The sequence below is a fragment of the Novosphingobium sp. ZW T3_23 genome, assembly GCF_044987305.1.
In the GTDB taxonomy this organism is placed as follows: domain Bacteria; phylum Pseudomonadota; class Alphaproteobacteria; order Sphingomonadales; family Sphingomonadaceae; genus Novosphingobium.
Window position 1 is genome coordinate 88,452 of sequence record NZ_JBJDRF010000006.1, and the last position, 16,048, is coordinate 104,499.

The window sequence follows — 16,048 nt, forward strand, 5'->3', positions numbered from 1 at the left end:
TTTCGAGCAGGACCTTTGAACTTCTGCCTCAAGGTGAAACTAGTTGCTTGTCGAACAGCTTGAGAGTGGCATGTTTCGACCAACATAAGTCGTTCCGCTCTGACCACCTGAATGGCGGCTCCCGAACGAGGTTGCCGTTGGGCTGCCCGTTCGCGGAATGACCAACCGGTTTACCCGCGCGCTATGCAATGAGGCGGGGGGACTCGCTGTCCTTCTTGTGATGCAACACTCATCCGAAGGGGACGAATACCGAATGCGGTTCTCCTCGCGCCGCGTAACGACGGTCGACCCAAGCGATCTTGCGTCTGAGTAGACCAACACTGCAGTTAGTACTTGCCCGCCGCTGGGAATTGAGTAGCCTCAAGAAGATCAACGTACGGAAAGGAGTCGACTATGGCCTTTTCTTTGCTCGTCAAGGCGCACACCCCGCCGCCGACGCCTGACGTGACGTCTCCGCGGCCCAGCCCGAAGCCGACCCCCCCTCCCGATAAAAAACCAGCCACTGAGGACACCGAGGCCCGTAATGCCTTGCCGCCGCGCGTTACAAGGCGCCACGTCTATGGATTGACCCGTCGAACCGCGCGCTAATCCGGCACAGCGGCAATATCATGGACGCCGCCTGGAGCGCGTGGATCAATGACAATCTCGCACGCGGTGTCTCGCGGGCGGAGGTTTACGACGAACTTCTGATTGCGGGCTTTGGGCCAGAGCAGTGCTCGCGCGGGCTTTCTGCCGAGTTCGAGTCGATCAAGGCCCGAGCCCGCAGTCCGTATCAACAGCCGCGCCTAGAAGAGGGAATGAAGCTGACGACGCATGCAGGTCGGGGATGCGAAGTATTCGAAGTCCAGAATTTTTTGAGCTCGCGTGAGTGCGACCACTTCGTCCAGCGAGGCCTGTTAGGCATGCAGCCCTCGACGATCCTCGGTGACGGTGACCCTCGCTACGTTCGCACGAGCAGGACATCCCAGATCGGGCTTTCAGACGACCACCTGATTGAGCAGTTAGAGGATCGAACCGCGAAGCTAATTGGACTGCCACGCGCCTTTTCCGAACCTTTCCAACTTCACACCTACGAACCCGGTGACTTCTTCGCCGACCACTTCGATTATCTCCCGGAAAGCAGGCTCGATGCCTTTGATCGCGCTTTCGGCCAGCGGACCTGGTCGATCTTGATCTACCTGGAGGCGCCGGACGGCGGTGGCGAAACCGTCTTCGAAAATGCCGGAATCACGATTAGACCGTCGCTGGGAACACTGATTGCATGGAATAACTTGGACGCCGCCTTGGCAGTGAACCCCGCCACGCGGCACCGCGCAAATGCTGTTACTCACGGGCATAAGTCGATACTCACTAAGTGGTTTCGGCTGCCGACATCTTCCATCGAAGTCGAATTTCCTGGAGAGCGCGTACGCCAGCCAAGGTTCGCACATTCGCGTCGCGCAATCGATCCTGTGGTCCTACGGGCGCTCCGCGCAGAGCTCGACTCCAACCGACATTGCGCTGTCGTTGAAGAGATCTCCCACACCCATCTTCGATCTATCGATCCCGATGGCAACTCAAGTGAGATAATTCCGATATCAAGCGACCTGATACGCCGCCTCGAAGTCTACGCCGCAGCGCTCCTCGCCGAGGAGATCGACGAGCCGCTGGCTAATCCTGTTGTGTACGGGATCCGACAATACAACACCGGCGCGTCCCTGCGGTTGCACTTCGATCGAAGCGCAACCCATGGTGCCGGAGTGCTCCTCTGTATCGATCGCACCAACTCGCAACCGTGGCCGCTATTCCTAGAACGAAAACGGGGCGCGATGACGGCAATGGAACCCGAGGCGGGCGAGGTTTTGGTCTTCGCTGGCGAAACCATCCTCCATGGCCGCCCGCGCAGCCTACCCGACGGGCACGTCTGGAACCTCTATGTACATTTCGCACTGGCCGCGGAATGATCACGCCGGAACCTAGCGCTCAAGATCCTGAGGAGGGCGTTGCAGACGCCTTGCAGGCGGCGCTTAACAGCATAGAAATGAAAGGCGCTTGGGACATGCAAAGTCCCTCTGTTCGCTCTGGTCATGATCGCATCGTTTCGATCTTAGATTACGCAGACCAAACGCTAGGGCCCGATCAGCTCCGCATGCTGCTCGCAAGGAGGCAACTCAGGGAAGATCTAATTGGACTTAACGCTCGCCTGCACAGTGTGACTGAGGTCGCCCTGGCAAGATCTGCGCTGGGGCGCGCGCGCGACCGTGATCCCTTCGAGGGTTCGTGGATCAACCGGGGATTCACGGAGCTTCTCGCGGGACAGATCGAGCAATGGCGGCGGTGCGGGGCGTTGCAAACCGGCCGGCACCGCATAGCGATCGTGGGGGGCGGAGCCCTGCCACAAACCCAAGTTTTCCTTGCCCGAGCGCTGGAATGCGAGACCTTGTCGGTCGAGCGCGACTTCGAGGCAGCCCTCCTGTCCCGTGAAGTACTTGCAAGGGCAGGGGTCCAAAATGCCCATGTCGAGTCGGCAGATGGCGCCGACTTCGATTTCGGGGGTTGCACGATCGTTGCTGTCGCTACACTCGTCCGACAGAAATCGGTCGTGGCCCACCGGGTCGCAATGACGGCTCCTCAGGCGACTTTCGCGCCGCGAAACGCCGTCGGGGCCCACGCCATGTGGAGGGAAACGATCGACGAAGGGAGCGTGTCGGCCGCAGGGTGGCGGCTTGCGGACACGTGGGTGCCCGCAGGGTCAACGGTCGCGAGCCACGCCTATCGTAAGCTATCCTGATAGATGCGCGGTCGGGCATTCGTACTCGTGGACCTGGACGAGCGCTGGCTGCCTATCGTTCATTCCCTGCGCGAGCGCGAACTTACGATCGTCTCCATTCAGTCCCGGTGGCGGCGTCAGGCGAGTCCCGTCTGGAAAAACGTCGCCGATACGGATCTCATGATCGAGGATGCCGCACCGGCTTTCGAATTCGCGAGAATATTCGCGTCGCTCGACAGGCAGCACGGCATTGCCGGCATCCTAACCGACCAGGACGAAGTCTTGGCTCCCGTTGCGGAAGCAGCTCGAGCCGCGGGCATTCGTTTCACCGACGCCGACGCAATAGCGATCTGCCGCGACAAATTGCGTTTTCGCCAGTTCCTCAGCGACGCGAGCATGAACCCGCGCTTCTGCTGGATCCCTAAGACAGCCGACCTGCGCGAGGCGGTCGGCAAGATCGGCTATCCCTGCGTTGTGAAACCGGTGCGGGGATCCGGCAGTCGCGTTTGCTACCCGCTGTACAACGACGATCACGTACAGTGGTACGAGGAAGAACTCGCCGGCTTGATGCCTCAACTACCACTCCACATGAATTGGCTCCTCAAAGGAGGGCTCATCTGCGAAGGTTGGCTGGAAGGCCCGGTAGTATCCGCGGCAGTCGCCGCGACAGGCTTGAAGGTGGCGGTGATTTCCTGCGCACTTCACCTCAAGCATGACGAAAACCCCTGTACCGGTTTCGGCTCTGTATCTTTCGACCCAGCTCGGGATGATGGGTTGGGGCAATGCGCTGCAATGGCTGAGCGACTTGTCCACGAACTCGGGCTCAGCTTCGGTCTATTCGATGTCGAGATGATCCTTACCGAAGGAGGTCCGAAGGTCCTCGAGGTCAACGCACGACCGATGGGCGGCGAGATGATCACGGCGTTAGCGCTGCGTACCCAAACGGATGCATATGGCTTTCTGGTCGATCTCTACTGTGGAACCTCGGTCGAAATGCCGTTATTGTTGCCGGACGTAGCGACGGGTATCTACAAGATAGTAGCGAAAAGCGCTGGCGTTATTTCGGAGAGCCTCGACCTCGATGCGATCATAGGCTTGCTGCCAGCAGAGGTACTGCTTCGAAATTATCGGTTGTGCCCGGCAACATCAGTTGCTCCATTAGAGGTGCTGGGGCGCATTCTAGTGGTCGGCACCGACGTGCAGAGTCAACTTGTGGCTCTGGATGAACGAACGGTTGCCGTCGGCGCCGCGATCGGAGTCGAACTAATCACAGCAACACCGTCGATCTCGTCACAGCTCGCTCCCTTGGCCAGACATTGATGACCGGTTGTTCGTCTTGCTGGAGCCAGTACGCATTCCGGCCGCGCAAGAGAGGCTGCGGCGTTCGTTGCAAACCCAGCAAACAGGTCAAATTGGGCAGACCGAGTGTCAGCTCATTCTGAACCAACGTCCGAAATTGTCAGAAACCGCCGATTAAGTAGGCGGTTCGGAACGGCGGCTTCGTCCCTCGACGCGGCGTTCGGTTTCCGGCAGCATGCGACCACAGCCGGTCGTTCAGACCAGCCTCCGCGAACGTCTGCTCCTGACAGAAGCTGCCGGCGTATGGCTCCGATGCGGACTGTCAGGAAGGCGCCAGTAATTTAGTCATTCAGCCGGCGTGTAAACGATCCCGAAAGCTGCCATCGTCCACTCGAAAAACGTCCGAGGCATAGTAAAATTAATCTGCTTCGAATGGACTATTAGGTTCGACTGGCGAACGCGTCTCGGCAACGCTAAGCATGCTGGGGTCACTTCGATGTTATGAAGATTCGCCGCCCATTCGCTCTTCCTCGGAGACGCTGTGAAGGTAGGCCGAATGGGCCTGCTCGCTGAGAGAAAATTCGAACGTAGCCTCACCAGAACGATCCAGCGTTAGTCGGCCCAGTCGGGCGAGGCCATCGGGCAAATCAAGGGGCGCCGCGAGGTCGGGCGCCAGCTTGAGGAATACCTCGTTGAACGGCTCGACCCATTCGCTCGCCGGCCGGTCAGGACATACGATATCGAGGCTTTTACCAAGAAGCGTACTGACCAGTTCAGCGTCGCCCTCGATCGAGAGCGTCGTATCGATCGGGCCCTTTGTCCAGCTTGCCGCGAACGCGACACGGGCCAAGCGGCCCGTTCGTGTTTCCGCGGCGATCGCCGCAGCAAGTGGTTCAGCAAGCTCGCGCCAACTGGTGGCGGAAGGAGGATCGCCCGGCAGGAAAATGCGCGAGAGATTGGCTAGCGAATCTTTTGCTGCAATAGCCGTGGTGGTCGCCGGATCGATCCATTGGCGCAGGAGCGTGCCGATTGCGCCGCGCCCGATCTCGGCGACCGCGATTGGTTGATCTCTGAGAATAACTGATTGGTCGGGCCCCACCGTAATTTGGTCGGGCGGCGTCATTTCCGCCGGCTCGAGGCAAATGAACGCGCTGAGAGCCGCACGCTGTTTCATCGTATCAGGCGAGAACGACGCGGCGCTGCTGAGCTCAGGGTCGTCGCTGGGGGCGCCGAGATACTCCGGAATGAGTCGGTTCCTCCGATACCAGTCTGTCAGTACCCGCTTCCACATCGCGATTGGCAAAGCGCCATCGAGCCGAAACAGCTTGCGATAGTTAGCCTGTTTTCCGGCGCGATCGATCCTCTCCTCAATTCGCTTGAGATAGGTCTCTCCCGCATATGCACGGATGGCGCCATCGAAATGCGAGATCGTCTCGGCGCCAATATCATACTCGGCATGCGCATAGCGGCAACCGTAATGACCAGATTGGAGCCCCGGACTCTCATCCTCGATGAGTTCTTCGATTTCAAAGGTGCGGATCATCTCGGCGCCGGAAGTCGAATCCGCCCGGGTTTCAGGATCCTTCCACCAGATCTGGGTCTTATCGACGCCTGAATAGACGCGATCGCGCGCCTCGCTCTTATGCTCGGCCACGCCGGAAGGGATCGCGGCGATGTCATCGCTATAGTTCGGGCCGTTCCAATATTCGAGCTCAATCACGCCGCGTGCGCTAGCCGGATGGCCAATCATATCGGGATCCAGCCGCAGCCGAGCGGTCACGCCCGCAAGCGCCGCTGCTTCAGCAAAGCTCGCCAGCACGTAGGCGTTCAGGCTGTTCCGCCGCGAGAGGCTGCGGCGGAAGAAGGGATGGGCAAAGAGCAACACGTCGCGCTCGGTTTCGTGAAAGATGCCTGGTTGAAGTTCGCGCGTGCGGCTCTTGAGGAAGGCAAGGTCGACCAGGCCGTGCTTATCCACATGAGTACCGCCGATCGCGAAAAACTCGGGGAATATGTTGGCGGCCAGGCTGGCTTCAACCACTGCAGCTGCGCCCGAATAGAGCAAGGTAGCCTTGTCGCTAGCGAGCCCCGCAATGCGCGCCTCCAGCTCGTGTCGGTATGGCTCGACCTGTAAACGCTGCGTCACCTCGGCAAAGCGCCGGAGCCTAGCATTGATCGCGGCGCGATCCTCGACGCCTTCGGGGCTTAGTATCAAGCTGAACTGCCGCGCCATGTCCTTGGCAAGATAGACGCCGCGAGGGACGCTCCAGCCAATAGGTCGGCACTGATCGTGCGCGATGTTGACGGGCATGCCATACGGCATGTCCTGGTCTGCCGCGACCGCAAGTGGGGTCTCCATCGATTGCACAATGCCTGACAGGACAAGCTGTGATTGCTGCAGGTTGACCGCATCGGTGACAATTACCGCGGATTCGATCTTCATAGCCGGTTGCTCGATCGGGTGGTGATCGCGCGAGCCGCAGCACGCCTATCGCGTGTGCCTGTGGCCCCTGCGTAACAAAAAGAGAGTGCTGACAACTGCTTCAGGCCTCCTCTTCATGGCCCAGTATGAGCTAAAGCTGCTAGACGATGTTTGCGCTGTTACGCGCAGCAGAACCAAGCGGAAGCGAAGTTCATGCATTAAGGACTTTCAGAATGACTCTGAAGCGCTGGGCAAAGTCATAGCGCTCATATTGGCCGAGTCCTGCAACAGCGGCTCGCACTGCGGCCGGCACGCGCTTTGGAATGATTGTACGTCCCTGCGAGTCAATCAGAAAGCCAAGGCTGCGATGATGAAAGCCGCCCTCCACGTCATCGCGGTCGCGCTTGGTGTAGCTTCGCGCCTTGACCATCCCCGCCAGCGTCATGTCGCTGGCCCGTAGGTGCTGAGCGAGCCAGTTGCGGTTCGCCCAAAGCCGTTCACCCCGATCGCCTTTTCGATCGAGTCGTCCATCGGGCCCACCCCAGGCCTCGCCACGCAGGATCGGCTGACCAGCCTGGGTCCAGAGACGGCCTGCCGGATCGGCACGCACCAGTGCTTCGGCCGTTTGCAACCACCGGGCGGGGCGCGGGCGGCCCTGCGCGGTGAGCGCAGCATAAGGGTCGAAGCGATCGAGCTCGCGGTCGGAGATATTATCCTGCTCAATCCACCCGCGGATCTTCCTGGCCGAATTGCCGAACTCGTCCTCGCGTTCGTCATCCTGAATCGGCAAGCCCTGGTGAAAGGCTTCGGTCAGCAGCCCTGCATAAAGCGCCGCGCGAGCGATCCGCTCGGGGGCGAAGATCGTGACGACGCTCAAATCAATGTCGCCCGATGTCTCCCAGTTTCCGGCGACCGCGAGTTCAGCACGTCCTGAATCAAGTCCGATCAACGGGGCGAGCAGGCGTTCGCTCGCGGGGTCGTAAAAACGCCCATGATCGCGGCTCGGCATGGGCATCTCGGCACCCGCATCGATCGGGGTCAGATCGCTCCATTCCGCCAGCCAGGCTCCATCCACACGGCTGATCCCGGCATCGGCGAGGAATTCGCGCCAGCTGTCGCTGTCTCCCGTCCAGGCTGGCTCGGTGCAAGCCCGTTGGCGCATCAACTCCCCGGCGGCCAGTTGAAGGCCATGCCAGACGAGATAGCCGCCGTAGCGGAACTTCTCGGGGATATAGCCGCCCGACCAGCTATCCGAGCGGTCACCGGAATGGTGCGGGCGGGGGTCGGAAAACATACTGTCGAGGGTCGTGTCGCTACGGCGCACCCAAGCCGTGATCCGGTCCTCGATTTGCCAGGCCTCGAGGCGAAACATGCGGATCAGCCGGGCGATGTGAAATTTGTTGAAGTCGTAATCGAGATAGATTTCGCGGCGCGGCGGCTTGGTGCCTTCCGGGCGCATGCCATGCGCATCGGCGTGAAAATTGTCGCGTGCGACTGGCGGGAAGGGCGAGCGATTGGCCTTCACCAGCCGAGCTTCGAGCATCTTCGCCCGATCGCCAGACAGTGCCGGTAGAAGCCCGCGCAGCACCTTGACCGCCGCCTCTTGAAGCGCCGCATGCGGGAATTTGTCGTTAGCGACGACGCCGTCGAATAAGGACTGATGATCAAGCAGCAGGTCGGGCGTCTCGCGGGCGATGCGGCCCAGCGCCAGCAGGAGAAAGAGCTGCGCATCCATGCGGTGGAATGGAATGGCGGGCGCAGCAAATGGGCCCGCATCCTTGTCAAAGCGTGCGATGAGCGCGTCGATGACATCGCGCCGTCCAAGTGCCGCCAGGCGGACAACCGCATGCGCCGCGCGCCAGCGCATCCCGGCCGAGGGATTGCCGAGCCGGATCCAGATCAATCCGGCGGCCGCTTCCACCGCTTCTTGAGGTGCGGCAAAACCCGCCTGCCACGTCCCGTCGCCGATTTCCTCGGGCAGGTCGCGATCGACCAGCGTGAGAAAGCGCTCAAGTCCTTGACGGAGCGCCGGCTGTGATGTGGCTGGCGCGAGTTCGGCAGCGAGCGAGAGCCATGCATCGCCTGCCACGTCGAGCGCGCCCGCATCGAAACCGATCACAGCGGCATGGGCGATCCGGCCGCGATCGAGGCCGAACTTGCGCTCAAGGATACGCCAGCACCTGATGGTGTCCCAGCTAGTGCTGGCGAGGTCGTCAGGATGCCGGCGGGCCAGGCGATCGCCGATTGCCGGCAGCGCTTCGCTGATCGCGGGTGACAGCGCTGCCCACGCGTCCAAGTGCGCTTCGACCGCCTGGAGCTTGTCATCCAGCGGGGCATCGACATCGATAAGCGCGTGCAGAAGCCGGAGACGGCTGCCAGTGTCCTTTGCGCGGGCCGCCAGTTGCAGCAATACCCTTTCAGGGAACCGATGTCCGTCGTGCGCCATGGTATCCTGCGCGATCGCGGCATCGATCGTGTCTGCATCCAACACCATTTCGCCCACGGTCGCGTCGGTCTCCGCCCGGCCATAGGGTGGCGCGTCGTCGTCCCGATAGGGCCGCGCGAGCGCGGCGAGCCGCGTGCGGATCGGATCCTCCGGGTCGAACCGTTCCCCCGCGAGCCTAGTCAGGCCCGCGATCGTTCGGCCGTAGGGCGTGAGGCCATCCTCGCGGTCGATTTCGACCAGCAGATAGTCGAACAAAATCCGCTGACTTGCCGTATCGATTTGGGGCAGCGCAGCGCGGGCGAACCGGTCGAGCCCGAAATCACGGCATTCGCCAGCGCCGCCGATCCCGATCAACGCAAGCGCGATATCGGCGGGCAGATTGCCGTCCTCGACCAGCGCTGTGAGCATCGGCGGCAGCGTGAGCGAGAGCTGGGCGGCCGATCGTTCGTCGAGGCGCGACAACATGGCGAGGGCCACCGTGCCAGCGGTCCCACGCATGGCATCCGCCCACTCACCCCACGGGTACCGATCGTCGTCACCGAGCTGAAGTTCGAAAATACGCGGCAGGGCGTAGCTCGCCGCGTCGGCAAGCGGCGCCCCGCGATAGTTGCCGGCGAGCTGCAACACTGAATTGGCGCGCTGGAAATCGTCCGATCCCATCGCTTCAGCCAAGTCGAGTGCCTTGCGAAACAATGCCGCGGCATCGTGCGGGGATGTCCGCCACACCGCGCGTGCAAGCTTGCCATAGTCGGTCAGTTTTGCGGTGGTATCGGTGCCGCTTCGGATCGCGGCTTCGATGTGCCGGGCAAGTTGCATGATCGCCACCTGCGCGCCGGGTATCCTCGATAGTCGCTCACAAGCCCAGAGCAGGGGGGCGGGCGGCACATGTTTGGCGGCGATCAGCAATGCTGCGATTCGCTCAGCAAGCGGACCGTCGAGCGCGCCGAGCGTCGTCCCGGTAAAGATCAGGGCAAGTCCGCCCATCCGTGCAAGATAGGATCGTTCGTCGCGAAACTCATAATTGCGCGCGCCACGGACATCGCTTTCGATCGCTTCGACCCATTCTGCAACCAGCGCTCGTCGTGCCGACGGCGCCGCCTTGATCATCCCGGCGATGCGAACGGCATAGGGCAAGATCGGTTTGAGCCTGTGATCGACCAGCTTGCGCTGCTGGTCGAGCCGTTCCTGCCGCCACCCGTCCTCCTCACGCCGCTTGGTCTTGCGCCTGGATCGTCGTTGCCCCTGACCCTTGATCCGCTTTTCAAGCTCCACCGCGAAGCCGGCTGGTCCGCGCTTGCGGATGCTTGGCGGGACGAGTTCGAGCAGTTCGGACGGCGCAAGGTCGATCAGCGCGGGTTCACGCCGCGCCAGCGGTCCGGCTACGCCTGCAGCGACTAGCGCGAAGACTGGGTCGAGATCCTTGCCGCGATAGTCGTCAAAGGAATAGGCCGTGCGGGTTCGCGCTTCGAACCGCGCGAAGATCGTCCGCGCTTCCTTGCGGCATTTGAGGTCCGCGGCGCGTAGGGCTGCCTGAAGCAAGGCTTCGACCGGCAAGCTTTCCTGATGCGCGCTCGCTTCCTCGCCGTCTTCAGGTGTTGGCCGTGGCGGCGCCGCGAGTTGCGCGACGAACCGGCGATCAAGCGCAGCGTCGCCATTAGAGCGCGATAGCGCCGCAGCCGCCGCGCCCGGCAATGCGCTGGGGCAGCCGCTCAGCCGACGCCGCAGTATCGCCATGCCAGGCGGGTCGATACCGCCGGCCGTATGGCAATCGCCAAGGTCGAGTACCCGGCTGACGATGTTATATGCGAAGGCATCGCTGTTTCGGCCGAGCCAGTCGAACATGCGCCGCGTGTCATCGGCCAAGAGGCGGACATAGGCGAAGCCGGCGGCATCGAAGCGCCGCGATGGCCCGCCGGAGCCATAGTGCGGGCCTTCCTTGCGAAAACCGTGGTTGAACCAGTCGATTGCCCGTTCCGCGTGGCGTTCGGCTTCACCGCGCTCGCCTGCCAGCGCATAGGCAATCGCCAGCGCGGAATGACGGCCCTGGGGATTGCCCGTCCGGGTGGCGAAGAGCCGCCGCAGCGCTTCAGGGTCGCCAGCGATCGCGGTCAGGTCGGGATGCTCGTAAAGAAAGCGGTCGGCGCGTTCGTGGCCGGCGGCGACCAAGGATGCTTCAAGCGCGAGCCGCAGGATATCGTCGCTGCGGCCAGCATGGGCGCAGGCGTGAAGCGCCGCGGTAATCCGGGCGATCCGGATTTCGCGCCGGCCAATATCGCTCGTGCCAGCCGGCACCGTGGCGCTGAAAGCCAGCTCGGTGAGCGCCTCGACCCGACCCGCTTGTGCCAACACCATTGGCAGCGCGCGGGCGGCATAGCTTGACCGGGACTGCTGGTCGGTCAGTCGGGCGATTACCGCATCGCGCGCCACGGCATCGGCTTGCGCCATTTTTATGATCAGGGTCTCTGTCGGTTCGTCCCGAAACATCAAGCCATGTCGGGTTCGCTCGAGCAGCGGCGCGAGATCGGCAGCGAAACTCTCGATATCGCTGGCGCTCAATCCCTGCGCGGCCGCCAACTCGATCGCTGGAACCGGCGGCGGCAGCATCGCCAGTCCAGCCAGCAGTGCGTCGACGGCCTGGGCGCTGGCGCCGCGGCGCATCGCCTCGCGCCTTGCCTCGGTGATCCGTTCCTCGATCAACGTATCTAGTATCTTGTGCGGGTCGCCTTCGATCGCGGCATGGTTTTCATAGGGCCGTCCGACGGTCAGAAAGGCATCAAGGCAACGTGGATTGGCGCCCGAGCGGGTGGTCAGTGCGGCGATATCGACTGGGGTGGCATGCGCGTCGCGTGCCAGCACCAGCGCGGCGACCTCAGCCTCGCTGAAGGCGGGAATGCGGAAGTCGTCATGTTCAGCGCCACCGACTGCCTGATCGCGCCGCTCGGTGCGGCAGGAGGCGACGACAAGCACGCCATCGATCGGATCGACCGAGAGACTGTGCAGCAGCAGCTGGGCAAAGGAGCGCTGGCCGGGCTGAACGGCGAGAGCGGCATGGTCGATCGCATCGAGCACCAGTGCGACCCCGGCTGCCGCCGCGCGCTGGCGGATACCTGTAACGGCATCGGCAAGGCGCAAGCGAAAGGCGCGGAGCAAGCCGTCTTCCTGATGGGTGGGCAGGAGCAGGTCCGAAAGCCCCTGCGCCGCGAGCAGATTGGCGAGATGGACGAGCGTGCGGCTGGCAAGATGGCGCGGATTGGAGGGATCGCGCCAATTGCCTGCGCCATAGCCGTCGAACAGCACGACCGCGTGCGTGGTGGAAAGGCGCTCGGCCAGCGCCTGCATCAGCACGGTCTTTCCCATGCCGCCCTCGCCATGCACGACCAGCGGCAGTCTCGCCGAGCGGGTTGTTGCAACGATCTCGTCCAGCACCTTGCGCTCGATCCGCGTCGCGACGGGCGGAAAGACGTCGGGCGCAGGATAGAGATCATTCTCGTGATCGACCTTGAGCTCGTCGAGGACCGCAACCCGGTCGATCAGCTTGTCGCGCAGCCCGGCAAGCCCCGCCTTCTCCCGAACGAGATGTTCGAGCTCGCGCAAGCGCAAGCGGGTCTGGGTGTCGCCCGGCGCACTCCAGCTCGCCAGCGTCCGGGCCAGTCCCCGACGTGCTTGCGTCAGATCGCCAAGCCGTCCGAGCAAGGCGAGGCGGCGCAAAAATGCGGGCAGATCGATGTTATAGCCGGCCAGCGCAGCGACAATCTGCGCGGCCTGACCAGTCGCGCTACTTGGCGCCAGCGTACCGGAACCGAGCGCAGCAATGGCTTGATCGAGTTCGGGATGGATTGGCCGGTTAGTGGCATATTCGTATGAAACCCGATCTGCGACGACATCGCCATGCCGCCCGCGCCGCTCGGCTTCGCCTTGAGCAAATTTCATCAGCGTTGGAGAAAGGTCTGTGGCGCGGACCGGAACGGTCGCTCGCGCGGTCGAATATTTGAATTGGACGACCTCGACGCGCTTCGCCTGAAGTAGATTTCTGCCACCATAATAGCGGGTAAGATCGGCGATTTCGATCGCTGGAGCGCTTAGCTCCTGTTCATCCTCGATGCTCAGCCCCTCCATCGCCAGAGCGGTCAGTTCGGTGTGCGGAGGCAGCAAGGCCAACACGCTGCGCGAAGCCCAGGCTTCATGGAAGCGGTGTCCGGCGTGACTTGCGCGCAATGGATCGAGCGGGGTCGCTCGCAATCGATCGCTTGAGGGACGCTTACGAACCATCGTTTGAACTTAACATCGTGAATTTGCCTACGTCAGCTACGACGGCGGAAACTCTGTGGACACTTGCAGCCAGCCGGATCACCATGATCGCGTTTTGAACATCGGCTAAGATCGCTAGCTAAGCCGGGACCGTCAGTCCACATTCGTGCAACTTCAAACCTTCCCGGTGTAAACGAGATGCTATGTGTACAACGTCCGCTTCGGTGCGCTTCCACGCAAATGCAGCCAGTCCGGTAACGGCCCAGGTTCTGTCCGTCTGGGATGCTGGTTGGGCGAACGTGCGACGTCAGCTTCCGCCAGGAGCTGACGTTCGATATCTCGCCTCCGAACGACGGGAATGTCCCACGGCTCGGCGTTCCGCTTCCGGCAGCACGCGACCAGCTTATGCCGTTCCGACGCGGCGGCGGGAATGTTGGGTGATGCCGGAATCGGTCGTTCACGAGCTTGGCAACTGTCCAGCAGCAACGCGCTCCTTCGAGACGCTCAACTGTCATTTCGATGATGCTGGTTGGCACCTATCCTCTCAGCTGTTGGCAGCTAACAGCTGCGAAGAAATGATGTCTTCTGCCCAGCGATACGATAGAAGCCGGCCGAACCAGTATGCATCCAGCACGCAATAGCCAAGGAGTGAAACAGAGTGCCGACCATTTTCGAGATCAAGTTGCCCGACGGCGTATCACCCGAGTCCATCAAGGCCGATCTCGACGACCTGCTGCATGGCACCGCTGCGATCGAAGTCCAGCCCGTCGCAAAATCTGGCCGGAAAGGACAATTGGGTCAGATCGATCCGGCACACTGGGACGTCATCATCCAGCTGCTCGACACGAAAGCCGTAGCTGCCGCCGTGCAATCGGTGCCCGTTGCCATCGCCTATCTGTTTGGCAGAACCGGCGCGAAGCCCAAGGTGACCGAAAAGCCCAGCGTTGATGCCGAAAAGCCCTGAGCTCTTCTCCGAAAGCGCCCGGATCGACATCGCCACCAATTTTGCCAGCTTCGATGCGATCGATTTCTCGAGAGATTTTCCGGACTTTATCGACGGCGATCTAAGAGTCGGGCACTTTCTGACGCTGATCCATGAAGCGACCCATCACTGGTGCCTCATGACGCCGGTCGGTACCGCCCTCGCGGCGCGTACCTACCGGACCTATCATGATGCTGCCTACATGGCCGCGTCCATCCCGGCCGAAACGCCGGCCGAACATGAACGCTGGGCGGCTTTCGATGCATCGCTTATCGTCAGCAGGACGCTCACTAACTTCTTTGTCCCCCTTCTTGAAGGACTGGCACTCTACGCAGAATGGAGGGCGTGTCCCGATGGAAGCGGGGTGTATTCGCGCCCCTTCGACCTGTTCAACATGTTCAGCGGCGCACGCACGCCCAGCGAACAGTCGCGAGAATATCTCGACCGCCTCTCCCACGAACTTGAGCTTACAGGAGCCAATCAGATCGACGCTATCCTGCAGACGAAGGCGGCTTCCCCGGAAATGCAGCACGTCGCTTATGAAAGCGGCCTCTCGTACGCTATGCGACTGCGCGAGCTGCGCGCCATGCCTTCCGAACGGGCCCGGTTCGAACGGATGTTCCAGTCCGCGATCGATCCGCGGCGTGGCAGCTATCAGCTCGGCTATCTCTTTGTTTGCGCACTCGAGACCCTTTCCGGCAGCCAGGGGCGATCGGACATGCTGCTCGGATTCCTGCGTGACCATTTCTTCAATGACGCGGTCCTTGCCGCCCTGATCCTCGATGAGGAAACAGGCATTGCCGAGCTTTACGACCGGGTCAGAGACTCTCTCTTCCAAAAGGTCGTCACGCTGGTCTCGAGCCCGGAATCGACGGCCCGTCAGGTTGAAGCCTGGGGCGGTGCGGTTCCCTTCGCGCCAGTCGCTCGCAGCAGTGCCGACGATTTTCTCGGCCGTACGCCTTCCAGCGAAGCGGACCCCGCAGCCGAGTTGTACGCCGAACGGCTGCGCGCGTTTTGCACATCGGTCGGCTCCGAAATCGTACCCGAGACGATGCTGGAACCCTTCCTGGTCTTGGGCAGGGCCCTGATGCCACTGGGCTCGGACGAATTCGCCGTCACCGGCACCGGCGATGGCGTCGTTCACATGTCCACCGACAAGGGTCTCCAGATCAGCGTCAAAGCGGCCGATTTCTTCGAAATTCCTGCTCCTGGAACCCGCGTCCGCGCGACTATGCTGGCGAACGTCATGTCCCCGGGCACGATCGTGTCACTCCAGTGGGACGAGCGCTTCGAGATTATCGCGGATGAGAACGACACCATCTCGAAACCGCTGATTGAACTCGCCTATCATCAAGCCGAACATATCAGCCGGATCGTCCAGATCGGCCAGGACGCTATCGAACATATCCACCGTGTAACGCCTCATGGTAGAGAACCTTTCGAAGCGGCAGCTGACGATTTTCTGGACAGCGACGAGACAGCCAACCATGTGCTGGAGATCTACCGTTTTCCCATCGTCATGGCGTTCACCGCCGATATTCCCCAATGCATTGATGCTCGCTGGCGCACGACCGCCTTCATGGCCTGGCAGCCTCGCGGCGTTTCGACCCTGCTCGAAAGTCCCGGCCTCCTGCGTGATTTCATGAAGGTCTGCGGCATGACCGTCGCCCTTCACATCGAGCGCAAGGACCTGAATGAACTCGACATTGTCAAAAGCCCTGAGGATCTCGACCGCATCGAGGCAGAGTTCTTCGCCGTGTTCAAAGGCGTTACGCAAAAGGAATACCAGTCCATTATTGCAAATGCCCAATCGCAGCTCGAGAGCAGGGGCGCGAGGCTCTTTGGCCAAACCCAGGACGGCGAATGGATATCTCTAATCTGACAGCCTTGCCCCATGGTTTAATG

7 protein-coding genes are annotated in these 16,048 nt (G+C 61.7%); 4 read left to right on the forward strand and 3 right to left on the reverse strand.

The genetic code is table 11. From position 1 onward, the window contains the following. The first annotated feature begins 608 nt into the window (after positions 1-608). Positions 609-1,943: a prolyl hydroxylase family protein gene (locus ACI3K3_RS05725; protein ID WP_404912642.1), complete on the forward strand. Its 1,335-nt coding sequence runs from the start codon at positions 609-611 to the stop codon at positions 1,941-1,943. Between the two features lie 218 nt (positions 1,944-2,161). On the opposite strand, the gene ACI3K3_RS05730 is transcribed toward ACI3K3_RS05725, so the two are convergent. Continuing rightward, positions 2,162-2,650, reverse strand: a complete 489-nt coding sequence (locus ACI3K3_RS05730; protein ID WP_404912644.1) for a hypothetical protein — start codon at positions 2,648-2,650, stop codon at positions 2,162-2,164. Between the two features lie 147 nt (positions 2,651-2,797). Between ACI3K3_RS05730 and ACI3K3_RS05735 the strand changes: the two genes are divergently transcribed. Beyond that, on the forward strand, positions 2,798-4,069 hold the full coding sequence (locus ACI3K3_RS05735; RefSeq protein WP_404912645.1) for an acetyl-CoA carboxylase biotin carboxylase subunit family protein: 1,272 nt from the start codon (positions 2,798-2,800) through the stop codon (positions 4,067-4,069). 478 nt (positions 4,070-4,547) lie between these two features. On the opposite strand, the gene ACI3K3_RS05740 is transcribed toward ACI3K3_RS05735, so the two are convergent. Continuing rightward, positions 4,548-6,488, reverse strand: coding sequence for a hypothetical protein (locus ACI3K3_RS05740; RefSeq protein ID WP_404912647.1), 1,941 nt, complete (start codon positions 6,486-6,488; stop codon positions 4,548-4,550). A gap of 190 nt (positions 6,489-6,678) precedes the next feature. Next, on the reverse strand, positions 6,679-13,065 hold the full coding sequence (locus ACI3K3_RS05745; protein ID WP_404912648.1) for an NACHT domain-containing protein: 6,387 nt from the start codon (positions 13,063-13,065) through the stop codon (positions 6,679-6,681). A gap of 754 nt (positions 13,066-13,819) precedes the next feature. On the opposite strand from ACI3K3_RS05745, the gene ACI3K3_RS05750 reads away from it, so the two are divergent. Both ACI3K3_RS05750 and ACI3K3_RS05755 read left to right on the forward strand, forming a co-directional pair. Beyond that, positions 13,820-14,125 carry a hypothetical protein gene (locus ACI3K3_RS05750; protein WP_404912649.1) on the forward strand — a complete coding sequence of 102 codons (306 nt, stop codon included), beginning with the start codon at positions 13,820-13,822 and terminating at the stop codon, positions 14,123-14,125. After that, positions 14,109-16,025 (forward strand): hypothetical protein, encoded by a 1,917-nt coding sequence (locus tag ACI3K3_RS05755; RefSeq protein ID WP_404912650.1) that lies wholly within the window; start codon positions 14,109-14,111, stop codon positions 16,023-16,025. The genes ACI3K3_RS05750 and ACI3K3_RS05755 overlap by 17 nt, the downstream gene beginning before the upstream one ends. Positions 16,026-16,048: the final 23 nt, after the last annotated feature.

Bases quoted from the DNA above. Each gene is read 5' to 3' on its own strand.
- ACI3K3_RS05725 (WP_404912642.1), top strand. From the start codon at position 609: ATGGACGCCGCCTGGAGCGCGTGGATCAATGACAATCTCGCACGCGGT.
- ACI3K3_RS05740 (WP_404912647.1), bottom strand. From the start codon at position 6,488: ATGAAGATCGAATCCGCGGTAATTGTCACCGATGCGGTCAACCTGCAG.
- ACI3K3_RS05755 (WP_404912650.1), top strand. From the start codon at position 14,109: ATGCCGAAAAGCCCTGAGCTCTTCTCCGAAAGCGCCCGGATCGACATC.